The organism is Flavobacterium sp., from assembly GCF_027484705.1.
GTDB lineage: Bacteria > Bacteroidota > Bacteroidia > Flavobacteriales > Flavobacteriaceae > Flavobacterium.
Window position 1 is genome coordinate 36,724 of record NZ_JAIXSL010000015.1, and the last position, 15,134, is coordinate 51,857.

15 protein-coding genes are annotated in these 15,134 nt (G+C 41.1%); 14 read left to right on the forward strand and 1 reads right to left on the reverse strand.

Features of this window, described 5'->3' with window-relative positions; all coding sequences use genetic code 11:
- Nucleotides 1-101: 101 nt before the first annotated feature.
- On the reverse strand, nt 102-1,604 hold the full coding sequence (locus Q0058_RS07995) for a sodium:solute symporter (protein WP_298222676.1): 1,503 nt from the start codon (nt 1,602-1,604) through the stop codon (nt 102-104).
- 143 nt (nt 1,605-1,747) lie between these two features.
- On the opposite strand from Q0058_RS07995, the gene recR reads away from it, so the two are divergent.
- The 14 genes from recR (at nt 1,748) to Q0058_RS08065 (ending at nt 15,131) form a co-directional block, all read left to right on the forward strand.
- Entirely contained in the window at nt 1,748-2,368 is a 621-nt protein-coding gene (recR, locus tag Q0058_RS08000) for a recombination mediator RecR (protein WP_298222914.1), read from the forward strand.
- A 72-nt stretch (nt 2,369-2,440) separates the two neighbouring features.
- Nucleotides 2,441-3,232, forward strand: coding sequence for a polysaccharide biosynthesis/export family protein (locus tag Q0058_RS08005; RefSeq protein ID WP_298222678.1), 792 nt, complete (start codon nt 2,441-2,443; stop codon nt 3,230-3,232).
- 7 nt (nt 3,233-3,239) lie between these two features.
- Complete coding sequence (locus tag Q0058_RS08010; protein WP_298222680.1) at nt 3,240-5,705, forward strand: polysaccharide biosynthesis tyrosine autokinase; 2,466 nt, start codon at nt 3,240-3,242, stop codon at nt 5,703-5,705.
- A 24-nt stretch (nt 5,706-5,729) separates the two neighbouring features.
- Complete coding sequence (locus tag Q0058_RS08015; RefSeq protein ID WP_298222682.1) at nt 5,730-6,713, forward strand: SDR family oxidoreductase; 984 nt, start codon at nt 5,730-5,732, stop codon at nt 6,711-6,713.
- A 21-nt stretch (nt 6,714-6,734) separates the two neighbouring features.
- The gene (locus Q0058_RS08020; protein WP_298222684.1) at nt 6,735-8,009 is read left to right on the forward strand and encodes a nucleotide sugar dehydrogenase; all 1,275 of its coding nucleotides are present in this window, start codon (nt 6,735-6,737) and stop codon (nt 8,007-8,009) included.
- Between the two features lie 20 nt (nt 8,010-8,029).
- Entirely contained in the window at nt 8,030-9,427 is a 1,398-nt protein-coding gene (locus tag Q0058_RS08025) for a UDP-glucose 6-dehydrogenase (protein ID WP_298222686.1), read from the forward strand.
- Between the two features lie 157 nt (nt 9,428-9,584).
- Nucleotides 9,585-10,091 carry an ArsR family transcriptional regulator gene (locus tag Q0058_RS08030; protein WP_298222688.1) on the forward strand — a complete coding sequence of 169 codons (507 nt, stop codon included), beginning with the start codon at nt 9,585-9,587 and terminating at the stop codon, nt 10,089-10,091.
- A 9-nt stretch (nt 10,092-10,100) separates the two neighbouring features.
- A complete protein-coding gene (locus tag Q0058_RS08035) occupies nt 10,101-10,571 on the forward strand; it encodes a UpxY family transcription antiterminator (RefSeq protein WP_298222690.1) in 471 nt (156 codons plus the stop codon).
- 86 nt (nt 10,572-10,657) lie between these two features.
- Nucleotides 10,658-11,704, forward strand: coding sequence for a dTDP-glucose 4,6-dehydratase (rfbB, locus tag Q0058_RS08040; protein WP_298222691.1), 1,047 nt, complete (start codon nt 10,658-10,660; stop codon nt 11,702-11,704).
- A gap of 11 nt (nt 11,705-11,715) precedes the next feature.
- Nucleotides 11,716-12,132, forward strand: a complete 417-nt coding sequence (locus Q0058_RS08045; protein WP_298222693.1) for an FdtA/QdtA family cupin domain-containing protein — start codon at nt 11,716-11,718, stop codon at nt 12,130-12,132.
- A gap of 3 nt (nt 12,133-12,135) precedes the next feature.
- Nucleotides 12,136-12,555 (forward strand): FdtA/QdtA family cupin domain-containing protein, encoded by a 420-nt coding sequence (locus tag Q0058_RS08050; RefSeq protein WP_298222695.1) that lies wholly within the window; start codon nt 12,136-12,138, stop codon nt 12,553-12,555.
- Nucleotides 12,537-13,472 (forward strand): hypothetical protein, encoded by a 936-nt coding sequence (locus Q0058_RS08055; RefSeq protein WP_298222697.1) that lies wholly within the window; start codon nt 12,537-12,539, stop codon nt 13,470-13,472. Before Q0058_RS08050 ends, Q0058_RS08055 begins: the two co-directional genes overlap by 19 nt.
- Entirely contained in the window at nt 13,472-14,407 is a 936-nt protein-coding gene (locus tag Q0058_RS08060) for a DegT/DnrJ/EryC1/StrS family aminotransferase (RefSeq protein ID WP_298222699.1), read from the forward strand. The genes Q0058_RS08055 and Q0058_RS08060 overlap by 1 nt, the downstream gene beginning before the upstream one ends.
- On the forward strand, nt 14,397-15,131 hold the full coding sequence (locus Q0058_RS08065; RefSeq protein WP_298222700.1) for a class I SAM-dependent methyltransferase: 735 nt from the start codon (nt 14,397-14,399) through the stop codon (nt 15,129-15,131). The genes Q0058_RS08060 and Q0058_RS08065 overlap by 11 nt, the downstream gene beginning before the upstream one ends.
- Nucleotides 15,132-15,134: the final 3 nt, after the last annotated feature.

Consider the following 15,134-nt stretch of genomic DNA (forward strand, 5'->3'; position numbering starts at 1 on the left):
ATACAATCTTTTACGGCGAACACCGCCGCAAAAGGATTTCCATTACCATCAGGGCTAGGGCATCAATATCACTTTGCGCCTTTGCGTCTTTGCGAGAACCTTTAAAACTTCGTCTGCGAATCCGCTGGTCTACTAATAAGTAGCAATCCCAAAAACGTAATCAAACCATTCACGATGATCAATTCATTATCGAACACATAATCACCAAAAAGTAACGCCGAATTCTTACTAATTAAAAAGCAAATCGCCGGCGATAATAAGCAAATGTAAGGCACGAACTTATCATGCACCGTTTTCGATTTCACAAACAAACCGAACGCATACAATCCTAAAAGCGGTCCGTAAGTATAAGAAGCGATTTTAAAAATCATGCTCACGACCGAAGCGTCATTGATCGCGTTGAATATCACAATCACTAAAAACATCAGCAACGAAAACCCGATGTGCACGAAATGTCTGGTTTTGACCATATCCGTTTTGTGGCTGTTTTCGGTTTTGTCCATGCCCAAAAAGTCTACGCAGAATGAAGTTGTCAAGGCTGTCAAAGCGCTATCCGTCGTCGCAAAAGTCGCCGCCGTCAATCCGAGTAAAAATACCACAGAAGGAATGAGGCTCAAATGATGGAACGCGATTTCAGGAAATAATAAATCCGTGCGCGGTTTTCCTGTAATCAAATCATTCGGAATCGCAATATTGTTTTTCGCAGCATAGATATAAAGCAACGCACCAACGCTCAAAAAGAAAATATTGATCAGCACAAAAATTCCGGTAAACGTAAACATGTTCTTCTGCGCATCGCCGATGTTTTTGCAGCTTAAGTTTTTCTGCATCAAATCCTGATCGAGCCCAACCATAGCAATGGTTACGAAAATCCCGCCGAGAATCTGTTTCCAGAAATACGTGCCTTTCATATAATCCTCAAAGAAAAACACTTTCGAATAATTGCTGTTCTTGACTTGCTCGAAGGCTTCAAAAACTGATAAATTCAGGCTGTCGCATACAAAGAAAATCGTCAGGAAAACTGAAGAAACCAGGAAAAAAGTTTGTAAAGTATCGGTGATAATAATCGTTTTCAAACCGCCGCGATACGTGTAGGCAAAGATTAAAGCGAGCGAAATCAAAACTGTCAACGCAAACGGAATTCCATAAAAATCAAATACATAACGCTGCAACACAATCACCACCAGATACAACCGGAAAGAAGAACCAATCGTGCGGCTCAACAGGAAAATAAACGCCGCGGTTTTATAACTGATCGTGCCCAATCGTTTCTCGATGTATCCGTAAATCGAAGTCAGATTCATCCGGTAATACAACGGCAGCAGCACTTTAGCGATAATCAGGAAACCAATCGCATTGCCGAGTACAAACTGAAAATACTTGAACTGGTTGTCGGGATTTCCAACTTCGCCAGGAACTGATATGAAGGTCACGCCCGAAAGCGCTGTTCCGATCATACCAAACGCCACGAGATACCATTTCGAATTCTTATTGGCCTTAAAAAAAGCGTCGTTTCCGCTGTTTTTTTTGCTTGTATAATGGGAAATCAGAAACAGCATACCGAAATAAACGACGATCAAAGAAAGGATGGCGAATGGAGTCATGAAGGATTTTTTAGTGGAAGCCAAAATACAAAAAAAGATTATTAGATGCTTAGATTTTTAGAACCTTCAAAATCAAATAAGGTAACAATCCGATAATCTGACAATCGGAAAATCTAACCATGCAATTTACTATCTTTGCGCCCATGGAATTCTCATCAAAATTACTAGAAAAAGCGGTGCATGAAATGGCGCAATTGCCCGGTATCGGAAAGCGGACGGCTTTGCGTTTGGTGCTGCATTTACTCAAACAACCGCAGGAGCAAACCCGATTTTTGTCTGAAGCTTTGACGACGATGCGCGAGGAAGTTAAATTCTGTTCGAGTTGCCACAATATTTCCGACGTTGCGATTTGTGAAATTTGCGCGAATGAAAACCGCAACCATCAGATTATTTGCGTCGTTGAGGATATCCGCGATGTCATGGCGATTGAAAATACACAACAATTTAAAGGAATCTATCATGTTCTCGGCGGCAAGATTTCCCCGATGGATGGTGTTGGTCCGAGCCAGTTGAACCTCACTACTTTGGTCGAAAAAGTCAAAACCGGAACCGTGCAGGAACTGATTTTTGCGCTGAGCTCGACGATGGAAGGCGACACGACCAATTTTTTCATCTACAAACAAATTAAAGATTACAATATCATAACCACGACTATTGCCCGTGGAATCTCGGTTGGCGACGAACTGGAGTATGCTGACGAAGTCACTTTGGGTAGAAGTATCCTGCAAAGGATTCCGCTCGAAATTTCGTTTAAAAACAATTAATCATTTTGTTGAGCTTCTTTTTTGTATTTATAAATGAAAAACTATCTTTGTTTGCTAAATTTTTTAAACAAAATGAATAAAAGAATATTGTTTCTATTGGTTGGTATCGGACTAATATTTACTGCCTGCGTACCCATCAAGGACCTAGTATATTTACAAAACAAAAACAATTCGGATGCTACTGCTACGGTAAACCCGATAACTTCCAAGCCTTATCGACTCCAGATTAATGATGTCATCAGTATTTCAATCAAAGCCAACGACCCGAAATTAGCGCAGATTTTCACTTCAGGAAACCAGCTTACTGAGACCGTGAAGAACGATGTGTCGCTTTATTTTGACGGTTTCACAGTCAATGACCACGGGAATATCCGCATGCCGGTTTTGGAGGAAATCAATGTCGTGGGTTTTACTTTGGATGAAATCAGACTGCAGATTGAAAAACGCCTGCTTGAGGAATATTTCAACAAGGAAGCCCGGATTTTCGTCACGGTCAAATTGGCCGGATTGCGTTATACGGTCAATGGCGAGATCACTTCACCAGGAACCAAATTGCTCTATCAGGAAAAGCTTACGATCATGGAAGCTATAGCCAACGCCGGCGATATTACGATGACCGGAGATAGAAAAAACGTCACTGTTTTGAGACAAACACCTTCAGGAACCGAAATACATACGATTGACCTGACCGATGTCAAAGCCATGCAATCGCCTTATTATTATATACAATCGAACGATTATATATATATTAAACCTTTGAGACAAAAATCTTGGGGTACGGGTAGAACAGGAATCGAGTCTTTGTCGACCATTTTGTCTTTATTGGCATTGGTCACAACTACAATTCTACTCTTAAGAAACTAATACAGGCATGATAGATACTAAAGATTTTTCGTTTTTTGAAAGCCAGAACAGCTTTGATTTTAAAGGATTCCTGATCAAGATCACGAGTTATTGGAAATGGTTTGCGCTGAGCCTGATCATCACTTTTGCCATCGCGCACCAAGTTAATGTACGGAAGGACAAAGTATACGAGATGGAAACTTCGATTGCGATCAAGGAAGAGAACAATCCGTTTTTTACCTCCAATACGAGTTTGGTCTTCAACTGGGGCGGTACTTCCGATCAGGTGCAGAACATCTCGAATACTTTAAAGTCGCGTTCGCACAACGAATTGGTGGTGGAGAAGCTAAAATATTACACCGATTACCTCCAAAAAGGGAAATACAATTTTCAGGATGTTTATGGCGCAGTACCTTTTTCGATGGTCTTAGATCAGGACAGGAAACAGTTGTACGGCACGATGATTTTAATAAAATTCATCAGCGAATCCGAATATGAAATGCGGATCAATTTTGAAGGATCGAGTGCTGCACTGGTCAATTATAAAGACAATTCCAAAAGCGAAACTTCGGTTGTTCCCGGAGAATTCGTAAAAAGATATAAGGTCGGACAACAGGTTTCGCTTCCTTTCTTAAGTGGCAAGTTAGAGATCAAAGACAATCCCGGAATGTATAAAGGCAACGAATACTATATCCGTTTTAACGAATTCAATGACGTCGTGGCCAGATACCAAGGCATCAAAGTCGAAATCGACCCGAAAGCGCCATCGATTCTAAGGTTATCTTTACAAGGCACGAACAAAGCCAGAATGGTCGATTACCTCAATGCGACCGTGAAGATGCTGATCAACGAACAACTCAACCGCAAAAACCAGTTTGCGACCAACACGATTGAGTTTATTGACAGTACGCTGATCGCGATGGGAAAACAACTCAAGGAAACGGGCGACGTGCTCAAGCAATTCAACCAGAACAAGGATATGATTGCGATTCAGGATGAAGGCGCCGCGATTTCGGATCAGTTGCTGAGTTTTGAAGTCCAGAAAGATGGTATTCTGCGTAAAATCACGTATTACAATACCTTGCGGACTTATTTGAGAAACAGCCTTGATTATTCTAAACTTCCAGCGCCAACGGTAGCCGGAATCGATGATCCGAATATTTTGAGCAATGTTTCTAAGCTGATTGAACTCTCTACACAAAGATCGCAACTTGCGTATTCGGTGAAAAGCGAAAAACTGTTCAAGGATTTCGACATTCAGATGGAAGCCGTCAAAAGCGTTCTGCTTGAGAATATCAACTCCGCTACAAGTTCTCTGAAATATGACTTGACTTTAGCGAACAATAAAATCAACCAGCTTGAAGGCAACATCAAAAAACTGCCTGAAGACAAACAGGAATACCTGAAAATTATCAGAAAATACGATCTGAGTGATAACATCTACAATGCTTTCCTTCAAAAAAGGAATGAAGCCGAGATTGTCAAAGCCGCGAACTTATCAGACATCCATTTTATCGATCCTGCGAAAGATACCGGCGGTGGATTGATTGGTCCGAACACGAGCGTCAATTATGTTTTGGCGACTTTCTTGGGGCTTCTGATTCCGCTGATGATTGTGTTTGTGTTGTTCTTCTTGGAGAACTCAATCCTCAATACCGAGGATATCAGCAAACTCACGAGCATTCCGCTGATTGGGGTTGTCGGTGTAAAACATTCCAATTCGAACCTTTCTGTTTTTGAAAAACCCAAGTCGGCGTTATCGGAATCGTTCAGGGCGATACGTTCGTCGTTGCAGTTTCTTTACAAGAAGTACGACATTACAGGCTCCAAAACACTGATGTTGACGTCATCCATTAGTGGGGAAGGAAAAACGTTCTGTTCGCTCAATTTGGCAACCGTATTTGCGATGAGTGAAAAGAAAACCGTCATTGTCGGACTCGATTTGAGAAAGCCGAAGATCTTTGAAGATTTCAACATCAAGAATGATATCGGAGTTGTCAATTATCTCATCGGACAAAAAACGATTGATGAGGTTATCCAAAGTACGCACATTCCTTATCTCGATGTAATCACGTCTGGCCCGATTCCGCCAAATCCTTCCGAGATTATCATTGGCGAAAGCATGAAAGAATTTATGCGCATCCTGAAATCGCGTTATGACTATATCATACTCGATACGCCGCCGGTAGGATTGGTTTCCGATGCACTCGAATTGGCCGAGTACGCTGATTTGACGCTTTACATCATGCGTCAGAATTACACTAAAAAAGATATGATCACCTTATTGAACAACAGGCTCAAACGAGGCGAATTAGACAACATCAGTATCATTTTCAATGGTTTTGAAAACAAAGCCAAATACGGAACCGGTTACGGTTACGGTTATGGTTACGGATACGGATACGGTTACGGGAATTACGGAAACGGTTATCACGAAGTCGAAAAACCCAAAAACATTTTCCAGAAATTCTTTGCGCTTTTCAATAAAAATTAAAGTTCCTTTTTAATCAATCCTAAAATGGCAAATTCTTCTGTTTATAAAATACTGATCACGGGCGGTGCCGGATTTATCGGTTCTAACTTGTGCGAATATTTTATAGGTAAAGGCCATCAGGTAATTTGCCTTGATAATTTTGCGACGGGGCATCGTCACAATTTGAATAGCATCATCAACCATCCCAATTTCCGTTTGATTGAAGGCGACATCAGAAATCTGGACGATTGCAAAAATGCGGTTGAAGGCTGTGATTACGTATTGCATCAGGCCGCATTGGGTTCCGTTCCAAGATCAATCAATGATCCGGTGACGACCAATGATGTCAATGTTTCTGGGTTTTTGAATATGCTGGTTGCTGCCCGAGATGCTAAAATAAAAAGGTTTGTGTATGCTGCGAGTTCGTCCACTTATGGCGATTCGGAAGCGCTTCCGAAAGTGGAGCAGAACATCGGAAAACCTTTGTCGCCTTATGCGATTACTAAATATGTAAACGAATTATACGCCGATATTTTTGCTAAAACATACGGTTTGGAAACCATAGGATTGCGCTATTTCAACGTGTTTGGAAGAAAGCAGGATCCGAACGGTGCTTACGCCGCAGTCATTCCAAAATTTGTGATGCAATTGATGAACCACGAAAGTCCGATCATCAATGGCGACGGGAATTATTCGCGCGATTTCACCTATATTGACAATATCATCCAGATCAATGAATTGGCTATGCTGACGAATAATCCGGAAGCTGTAAACACCGTTTACAATGCTGCTTTTGGCGACCGGACGACTTTAAACGATCTGGTTTTTTACCTCAAGGAATCACTTTCAGAACTCGATGCAACCATTGCAACCGTTCCGATTGTTCATGGCCCCAACCGCGCGGGCGATATCCCACATTCATTGGCAAGTATAGGAAAAGCACAAAATTTACTTGGGTATCAACCTAAGTATTCCATGCAGAATGGTTTGAAAGAAGCTGTGAAATGGTATTGGGAACATTTAAAATAACTAGAATTTAATTCAGGAATAATGAAAATAGCTGTAGTAGGATTAGGATACGTCGGATTGCCCTTGGCAAGGCTTTTCGCTACCAAATATTCAGTCGTTGGGTTTGATATCAATCAGTCTAGAGTTGATGAATTGAATTCAGGCATCGATAGTACGCTCGAAATTGATGCAGCATTGCTAAACTCAGTGTTGTTGAAAAAGCCTACCAATAATGCCGTCGGACTGCTTTGTTCAACACAATTGGAAGATATCAAAGATTGTAATTACTATGTGGTTACGGTTCCTACACCCGTCGATAAAAACAACAGACCTGATCTTACGCCTTTATACAAATCGAGCGAAACCGTCGGGAAAGTATTGAAAAAGGGCGATATCGTGATTTACGAATCTACGGTATATCCCGGAGTTACCGAAGATGAATGTGTGCCTGTTCTTGAGAGAATCAGTGGTTTGAAATTCAATGTCGATTTCTTTGCGGGCTATTCTCCGGAAAGAATCAATCCGGGCGACAAATTGCATACCGTCGAGAAAATATTAAAAGTCACTGCCGGTTCTACTCCTGAAATCGGGATCAAAGTGAACGAACTTTACAAATCAGTCATTACTGCCGGAACCCATTTGGCGCCTACCATAAAAGTGGCCGAAGCGGCGAAAGTCATCGAGAATTCCCAAAGGGACATCAACATTGCTTTTGTCAACGAATTGTCTAAAATATTCAATATACTTGGCATCGATACGCATGCAGTTCTGGAAGCCGCTGGAACGAAGTGGAATTTTCTTCCTTTCAAACCCGGTTTGGTTGGTGGGCATTGCATAGGCGTTGACCCGTATTATCTAGCGCAAAAAGCACAGGAAATGGGTTATCATCCAGAGATTATTTTGGCCGGAAGAAGGCTCAATGACAGTATGGGTGAATATGTAGCTTCGCAAGTCGTGAAACTGATGATCAAAAAAGGGGTCGTGGTTAATGGCGCGAGGTTATTGATGCTGGGCATTACCTTCAAAGAAAATTGTCCTGATGTACGCAACACCAAAATCGTCGATGTCATTGCAGCCTTGTCAGAATACGGTATTGAGGTCATGATTTATGATCCTTGGGCCAACCCTGCGGAAGTAAAACACGAGTACGGATTGACGACTTCAGACAGCCTACCAGACGAAAAATTTGATGCTATCGTTTTGGGTGTTGCCCATGATAATTTTAAGAATATTGATTTTACATCCATAAAAAAAGAGCATGCGGTGCTTTATGATGTTAAAGGGATATTAGGAGCTATTGCTGACGGTAAGCTATAAATAAAATTAAGAAAAATCACATGAAAATTAATTCTATCTGTTGTATAGGTGCAGGATATGTTGGAGGCCCAACCATGGCTATGATAGCCCAAAAATGCCCACATATTAAAGTCACCGTAGTGGATCTTAATGTCGAACGCATTGCTGCTTGGAATGATAAGGATGTCAATAATATCCCAATTTACGAACCAGGTCTCAGCGATTTGGTCGCTCAAACCAGAGGAAGGAACTTATTTTTCTCCACGGAAGTTGACAAAGCCATTGATGAGGCCCAGATGATTTTCATTTCCGTCAACACACCTACCAAAACCTATGGTTTGGGAAAAGGAATGGCGGCTGATTTGAAATATATTGAACTTTGTGCCAGACAAATCGCAAGTGTCGCAAAAGACAACAAGATTATTGTAGAAAAATCGACTTTGCCGGTCAGAACGGCAGAAGCTATCAAAAATATCCTCGACAATACCGGAAACGGCGTGCAATTCCAAATCCTGTCGAATCCTGAGTTTCTCGCTGAAGGAACCGCGGTTCAGGATCTTGAAAATCCAGATCGCGTGCTCATTGGCGGCAATAATTCCGTTGAAGGCAACGAAGCAATCAATGCTTTGGTCGAGGTTTATGCCAATTGGGTTCGCAAAGAAAACATTCTCACGACCAATTTGTGGTCTTCCGAATTGTCAAAATTAACAGCCAATGCGTTTCTTGCGCAAAGGGTTTCTTCCATCAATGCGTTGTCGGAACTGTGCGAAAAAACAGGCGCTGATGTCAATGAAGTAGCTAAAGCCATCGGAATGGACAGCAGAATTGGCTCAAAATTCTTGAAAGCTTCAGTTGGTTTTGGAGGTTCTTGTTTCCAGAAAGATATCTTGAACTTGGTCTATATCGCCAAATCATACAACCTCCATGAAGTGGCGGATTATTGGGAGCAAGTGGTGATTATGAATGACCATCAGAAAAGAAGGTTTGCACATAATATCGTCCATACTTTATACAATACTGTAGCCGATAAAAAAATCGCTTTCCTAGGTTGGGCCTTCAAAAAAGACACCAACGATACGCGTGAATCTGCAGCCATCAACGTAGCGGATTATCTGTTGCTCGAAAAAGCCAACATTACGGTTTTCGATCCGAAAGTCAGAAAGAAACAGATTATTTCAGATTTGAATTACATCAATGAAGTTGAAATTAGCCAACTTGAAAAGACGGTCGAAGTGCAAAATGATCCTTATGAAGCCTGCAAAGATGCGCATGCTATTGCCATTTTAACCGAATGGGATGAATTCAAATCGTATGATTGGAAACAAATATTTGATGGCATGAAAAAACCTGCTTTTGTCTTTGACGGAAGAAATATACTTGATGCGGACAAGATGCGTGAAATCGGTTTTATCTTCAGTGCAGTAGGCAGTTCGAAGTAATTTTTAAACATTATTTGAAGCTGTAAAATCAACGTGCAAGTATTGATTTTACAGCTTTTTTTTATGTTGAATATTAAATAAATATTATATTTTTAACATTATTTTATAATTCAAATAAAACGAGTACTTTTGTTACTCGCTATTAATTTGCCTTTTCATGTTAGAAACCCTCATAACTTCGAAAACAAGACTCAGAATACTCGTTAAATTTTTTATTAACGTTGCCAATAATGGTTATTTAAGAGGATTGGCCGAAGAACTCAACGAATCCACCAATTCGATTCGCAAAGAATTAAACAACCTTTTGGATGCGGGTTATTTAGAGAAAGAATCCATTCAGAACAAGGTCATTTACAAAGCCAACACCAAACACCCGCTATTTTCTATCCTGCAAAAAATTGTTCGCCAGCACATCGGTTTGGATGCTATGGTCGAGATGATTCTGCAGCGTATGGGTACTGTAGAAAACGTCGTACTTATAGGCGACTATGCGAAAGGAATCGACAGCGGAACCATTGAAGTCGTGCTTGTAGGAAAAGATCTGAATTCAGAATATATCGAACAGTTGATGGTCAAAATTGAAAAGGAGATCAAGCGCAAGGTCAGTTTTCAAATCACCGACCAACATAATGGGGAAGGCCTGATTATATACGAAGCCACTTAAATTTCAGCTATGCCTTGGTATGTAATTTATACAAAACCCAGAAACGAAAAGAAAGTAGCCGAAAGATTGCAACAGATAGGCATTACGGTATATTGTCCGATGATTACGATGGTCAAACAATGGTCGGACCGTAAAAAGAAAGTGCAGGTACCATTACTGAACTCTTATGTTTTTGTGAGTTTGGAAGACAAGGAAAGGGAAAAAGTGTTTGAAGTTAGTGGCGTGGTAAGGTATTTATTCTGGCTCGGAAAACCAGCCATAGTAAGGGATGAAGAAATCAATGCGCTCAAAGAAGGATTGAAAGACACCATGACTTCGTTTGAAGTCAAAGGTATAAAAGTAGGCGATCTGATGCCGATTCCAAGCGGCCCGTTTCAAGGGAAAGAAGGAATCATCAAACAGATCAGCAAAAATAGTTTACAGTTGATTCTGACCCAATTGGGCGTTTTAATTACGCTGCATAAGGAAGAAAACAAGTAAACTTAAATAATTATAAATGAGATTGTTAGTCGCATGATGTGTGACTGATGTGGCGAAGCCGTAGTAAAAATTAAAGTTATTTTAGCATGAGAAAAATACTAATCACGGGCGGTGCCGGATTTATCGGTTCGCACGTCCTCAGAAGAATGGTCAAAAATTATCCCGGAGATCAGATTTTTAATCTCGATGCCCTGACGTACGCAGGAAATTTAGAAAACATAGCTGATATTGAAAACGAACCCAATTACGAGTTCATCAAAGGCGATATTGTCGATGCGGATTTTATCAACAAACTGTTTCAGCAACACCAATTCGACGGCGTCATTCACTTGGCAGCCGAATCACATGTTGACCGTTCGATTACCGATCCTTTGGCTTTCGTGAAAACCAATGTGATTGGCACAATGAATTTGTTGAACGCGGCAAAAGAAATCTGGAATCACAACTTTGAAGGAAAAAGATTCTATCATATCAGCACTGACGAAGTCTACGGAACTTTAGGCGCTACAGGATTGTTCACCGAAACCACGCCATACGACCCGAATTCCCCATATTCCGCCTCCAAAGCGAGCTCGGATCATTTCGTACGCGCTTATGGCGAAACTTACGGATTGCCTTATGTCATCACGAATTGCTCAAACAACTACGGGCCGAACCATTTTCCGGAAAAGTTAATTCCATTATTGATCAATAACATTCTCCAGAACAAACCTTTGCCGGTTTATGGTGACGGAAAATATACCCGCGATTGGCTTTTTGTAAAAGACCATGCGGTGGCGATCGACTTGGTTTTTCATCAAGGGAAGAACCATGAAACCTACAACATCGGCGGTTTCAACGAATGGCAAAACATCGATTTGGTGCGTTTGCTGTGCCAAAAAATGGATGCCAAGTTGGGTAAACCAGAAGGCACTTCCGAGCAGCTCATCACTTTCGTAAAAGACAGACCCGGACACGATTTACGTTATGCGATCGATGCCAATAAAATCAATAAAGAACTCGGTTGGAAACCTTCAGTAACTTTTGAAGAAGGCTTGGAGCAAACCATCGATTGGTATTTGGATAACAAAACCTGGCTCGAAAATGTCACAAGCGGCAACTATCAGAAATATTACGAAAAGCAATACCAATAAACCATAACTTCATGGAAACGACGCAAGATTTCACAAAACCGTACCTCATTCACTTACCCAAAATTATGGATGTGCGCGGCAATTTGTCTTTCCTGCAAAACCAGGATCAGATTCCTTTTGATATCAAGCGCGTCTTCTGGATTTACGATGTTCCGGGCGGCGAAACCCGTGGCGGCCATGCATACAAAACACAACTAGAAATCATCATTGTCATCAGCGGTAGCATTGATATCATCGTTGTGGATGCCCAAGGCAACGAAACCAAATTTTGCCTGAACCGTTCGTATTACGGTTTGTACATTCCACCGATGCATTGGCGCCATTTAGAGAATTTTTCGACGAATTCCGTTTCGGTGCACCTGTCGAGTTCGGACTTTTCAGAAGCCGATTACATCCGCGATTACCACGAATTCATAGCAAAGCAATAACTTATGAGAACCTCCACCGTCTTTGATTGCACTATGGTCGAATTGCCGATCAACCACCAGGCCAACGGAAATCTGACTTCAATTAGCAACAGCGTTGAAGTGCCGTTCGATGTCAAAAGGGTTTATTATCTGTACGACGTTCCCGGCGGTTTTTCGCGCGGCGGACACGGACATCTGGAATTGCAGCAACTCATCGTAGCGCTCAGCGGAAGTTTCGATATCACGGTTGATGACGGCAAAGTAAAACGAACCTTTACGCTTTCGAGACCCAATATGGGATTGTATATGCCGTCAGGTTTGTGGCGTGAATTGGACAATTTTTCAAGCGGCTCAATATGTTTTGTTTTGGCTTCGATTGAGTATGATGAAAAAGATTATTTCAGGGATTACGATAAATTCACCGCATGGAAATCCTCGAAGTAGACGCAACGCAATACGGAGAATTATTTCCAAAACCGTATCACATTTTTAATGCGGCGGCGTTCAACAGCATCAATGCTTACAAATGTGAACAGGTTTTTTATTTGATTTTCAAAGATTCAAAAGTCCGGCTCGGCATCATTTTCGGTTTGCGCGATAACAAGTTGGTGTCGCCATTTTCTGCGCCTTTCGGAGGTTTTGTAAGTGCAAGCGACGATATCCGTTTGCAACAAATAGATGCCGCACTTGAAGTTTTGATCACTTGGGCAACGAATAAAAAATTTCAAGGCATGCGCATCGTGTCGCCTTCGTTTTTTTATCATGAGAATTTCCTCAACAAAATATACAACTGCTTATACAGAAGCGGTTTTGAAAGCCATAACATAGAATTGAACTATCAGTTTCCGACCGCTAAATTCACCGAGAATTACCAAAATGATATTTGGTATAATGCACGTAAAAACCTAAAACGCGGTTTTCAGGCCAACCTCACTTTTGAGAAATTACCGACCGAAAACGCAAAGCAAGCTTACGATGTCATTGCCCAAAACAGAAAAGAACGAGGTTTCCCATTGCGCATGACTTGGGAACAAGTTCAGGAAACCATGACTGTGATTACTGCGGATTTTTTCATTGTCAAAAAGGAAGCAATTGCAATCGGTGCAGCGGTAGTTTTTCACGTAGCAGACCAAATCGTTCAAGTCATTTATTGGGGCGATTTGCCTCAGTATTCCGAATACAAAACAATGAATTTCCTATCATACAATATCTTCCAATATTACCAGCAGCAAGGCGTGGCGATGATTGATATCGGCCCGTCAACGGAAGATTCTGTTCCGAATTACGGCTTGTGCGAGTTCAAGGAAAGCATCGGTTGCGACATCAGTATCAAGACAGAATTTTATAAAAAACTGAATTAATGTTCGAAGCGAATCCAGATCCTTTTTTGTTGCCGACTTATCGCATCAGCCCTTTCAGGACCGAAGATTTGACGCGCAATGAAACTTTGCCAGAAGACGATTTTGCGGCGGAATATTTCAACAACCGATTTGGCAAAGGAAACTGGAATTACACGTTCAACGGACGTGAAGCCATTCATCTCGCGCTCGAAAATTACCATTTGCAACCCGACGATTTGGTAACGATACTGACGACTTCAGAAAATTTCTACATCAGTTCGTGCGTCACTAAAAGCATCGAAAAGTTTTGCAAATGGAACCGCGAAATTGTTCCCGAAACCAAAGTGATTCTGGTCAACCACGAATTCGGTTATCCGCATCCGCAGATGGGACAATTGCTGGCTACAGGATTGCCAATCATTGAAGATTGCTGCACCACTTTTTTTAGTCAGGATGAAGCTGGAAAATTAGGTCAATACGGCGATTTTTCCGTCTATAGTTTTCCGAAGTTTTTCCCGATTCAAATGGGCGGATTGTTGGTGTCGAATGGAAAATTTCCAGTCAAAGAAAGTCAGGAATTAAGTGGCAATCACACGAGATTCATTCAAAATGTCATATCGCATTTCCTAAAACAGGAAACAGCAATCTTACAAAAAAGAAAAGAAAATTGGGAATATGGCGTCAATCAATTTTTAAAATTGGGATTCACGACACGCTTTAAAACGTCAGAAAATATAGTGCCTTCAGCGTTACTTTTAAACAATAAAGGCCTTATTGAAAATTTGAATGCGCTAAAAATATTCCTAAACAACCATGGGATTCAAAATAGCGTGTTCTATGGCGAAGACGCGTTTTTTATACCAATCCATCAAAATTTAACCCCAACGGATCTGGATTATTTCAGTTTCGTTTTTTCGATATTTATGAACCATAACAGCAACGCGGATGTACGATAAAAATGAGTATCAGATCAAGTATCAAAGTCTCACTTTCGAGGATAAGCTCAGAAAATACAGAATGGAATATATAGTCGATTACCTCAAGACTATCAAATCCGGAAAAATTTTAGAGATCGGTTGCGGCAACGACCCGATTTTTGCGCAGTTCGATGATTATGAAATCATGGATATCGTCGAACCGGGAAACCATTTCTACGAATCGACCAAAAACAGAATCGGCGACAATTCCCGAATTTCAATCCAGAATTGTTTCATCGAAGAAGCGACTTTGGATTTGAAAAACCAATACGACGTCATTGTCATCGGTGGATTTTTACACGAAATCGACAACCCGCAGGAAGTTTTATCGGTGATCAAAAAAATCGCTACCAAAGAAACAATCGTGATTACTTACGTTCCGAACGCCAATTCGTTTCACCGTTTGCTCGCTTTAGAATCAGGTTTGATCCAATCGAATTACGAGTTTTCTAAAAACGACCAGCTTTTCGGAAGGCAGAATGTGTTCAATCAGGAATCGATTGGTGCTTTGTTCCAAAATGGCGGTTTCGAGGTTTTAAAATCAGACACTTATTTCGTAAAACCGTTCACACACGAACAGATGGATGCTTTGTCAACCTTGCCTTCGTTCAGTGAAAAAATCCTAGACGGTTTTTACAAAATGACCAAATACATGCCCGATTTAGGTTGCGAAATCTTTTTGTCGGCGCGCTTAAACGCATAAAAA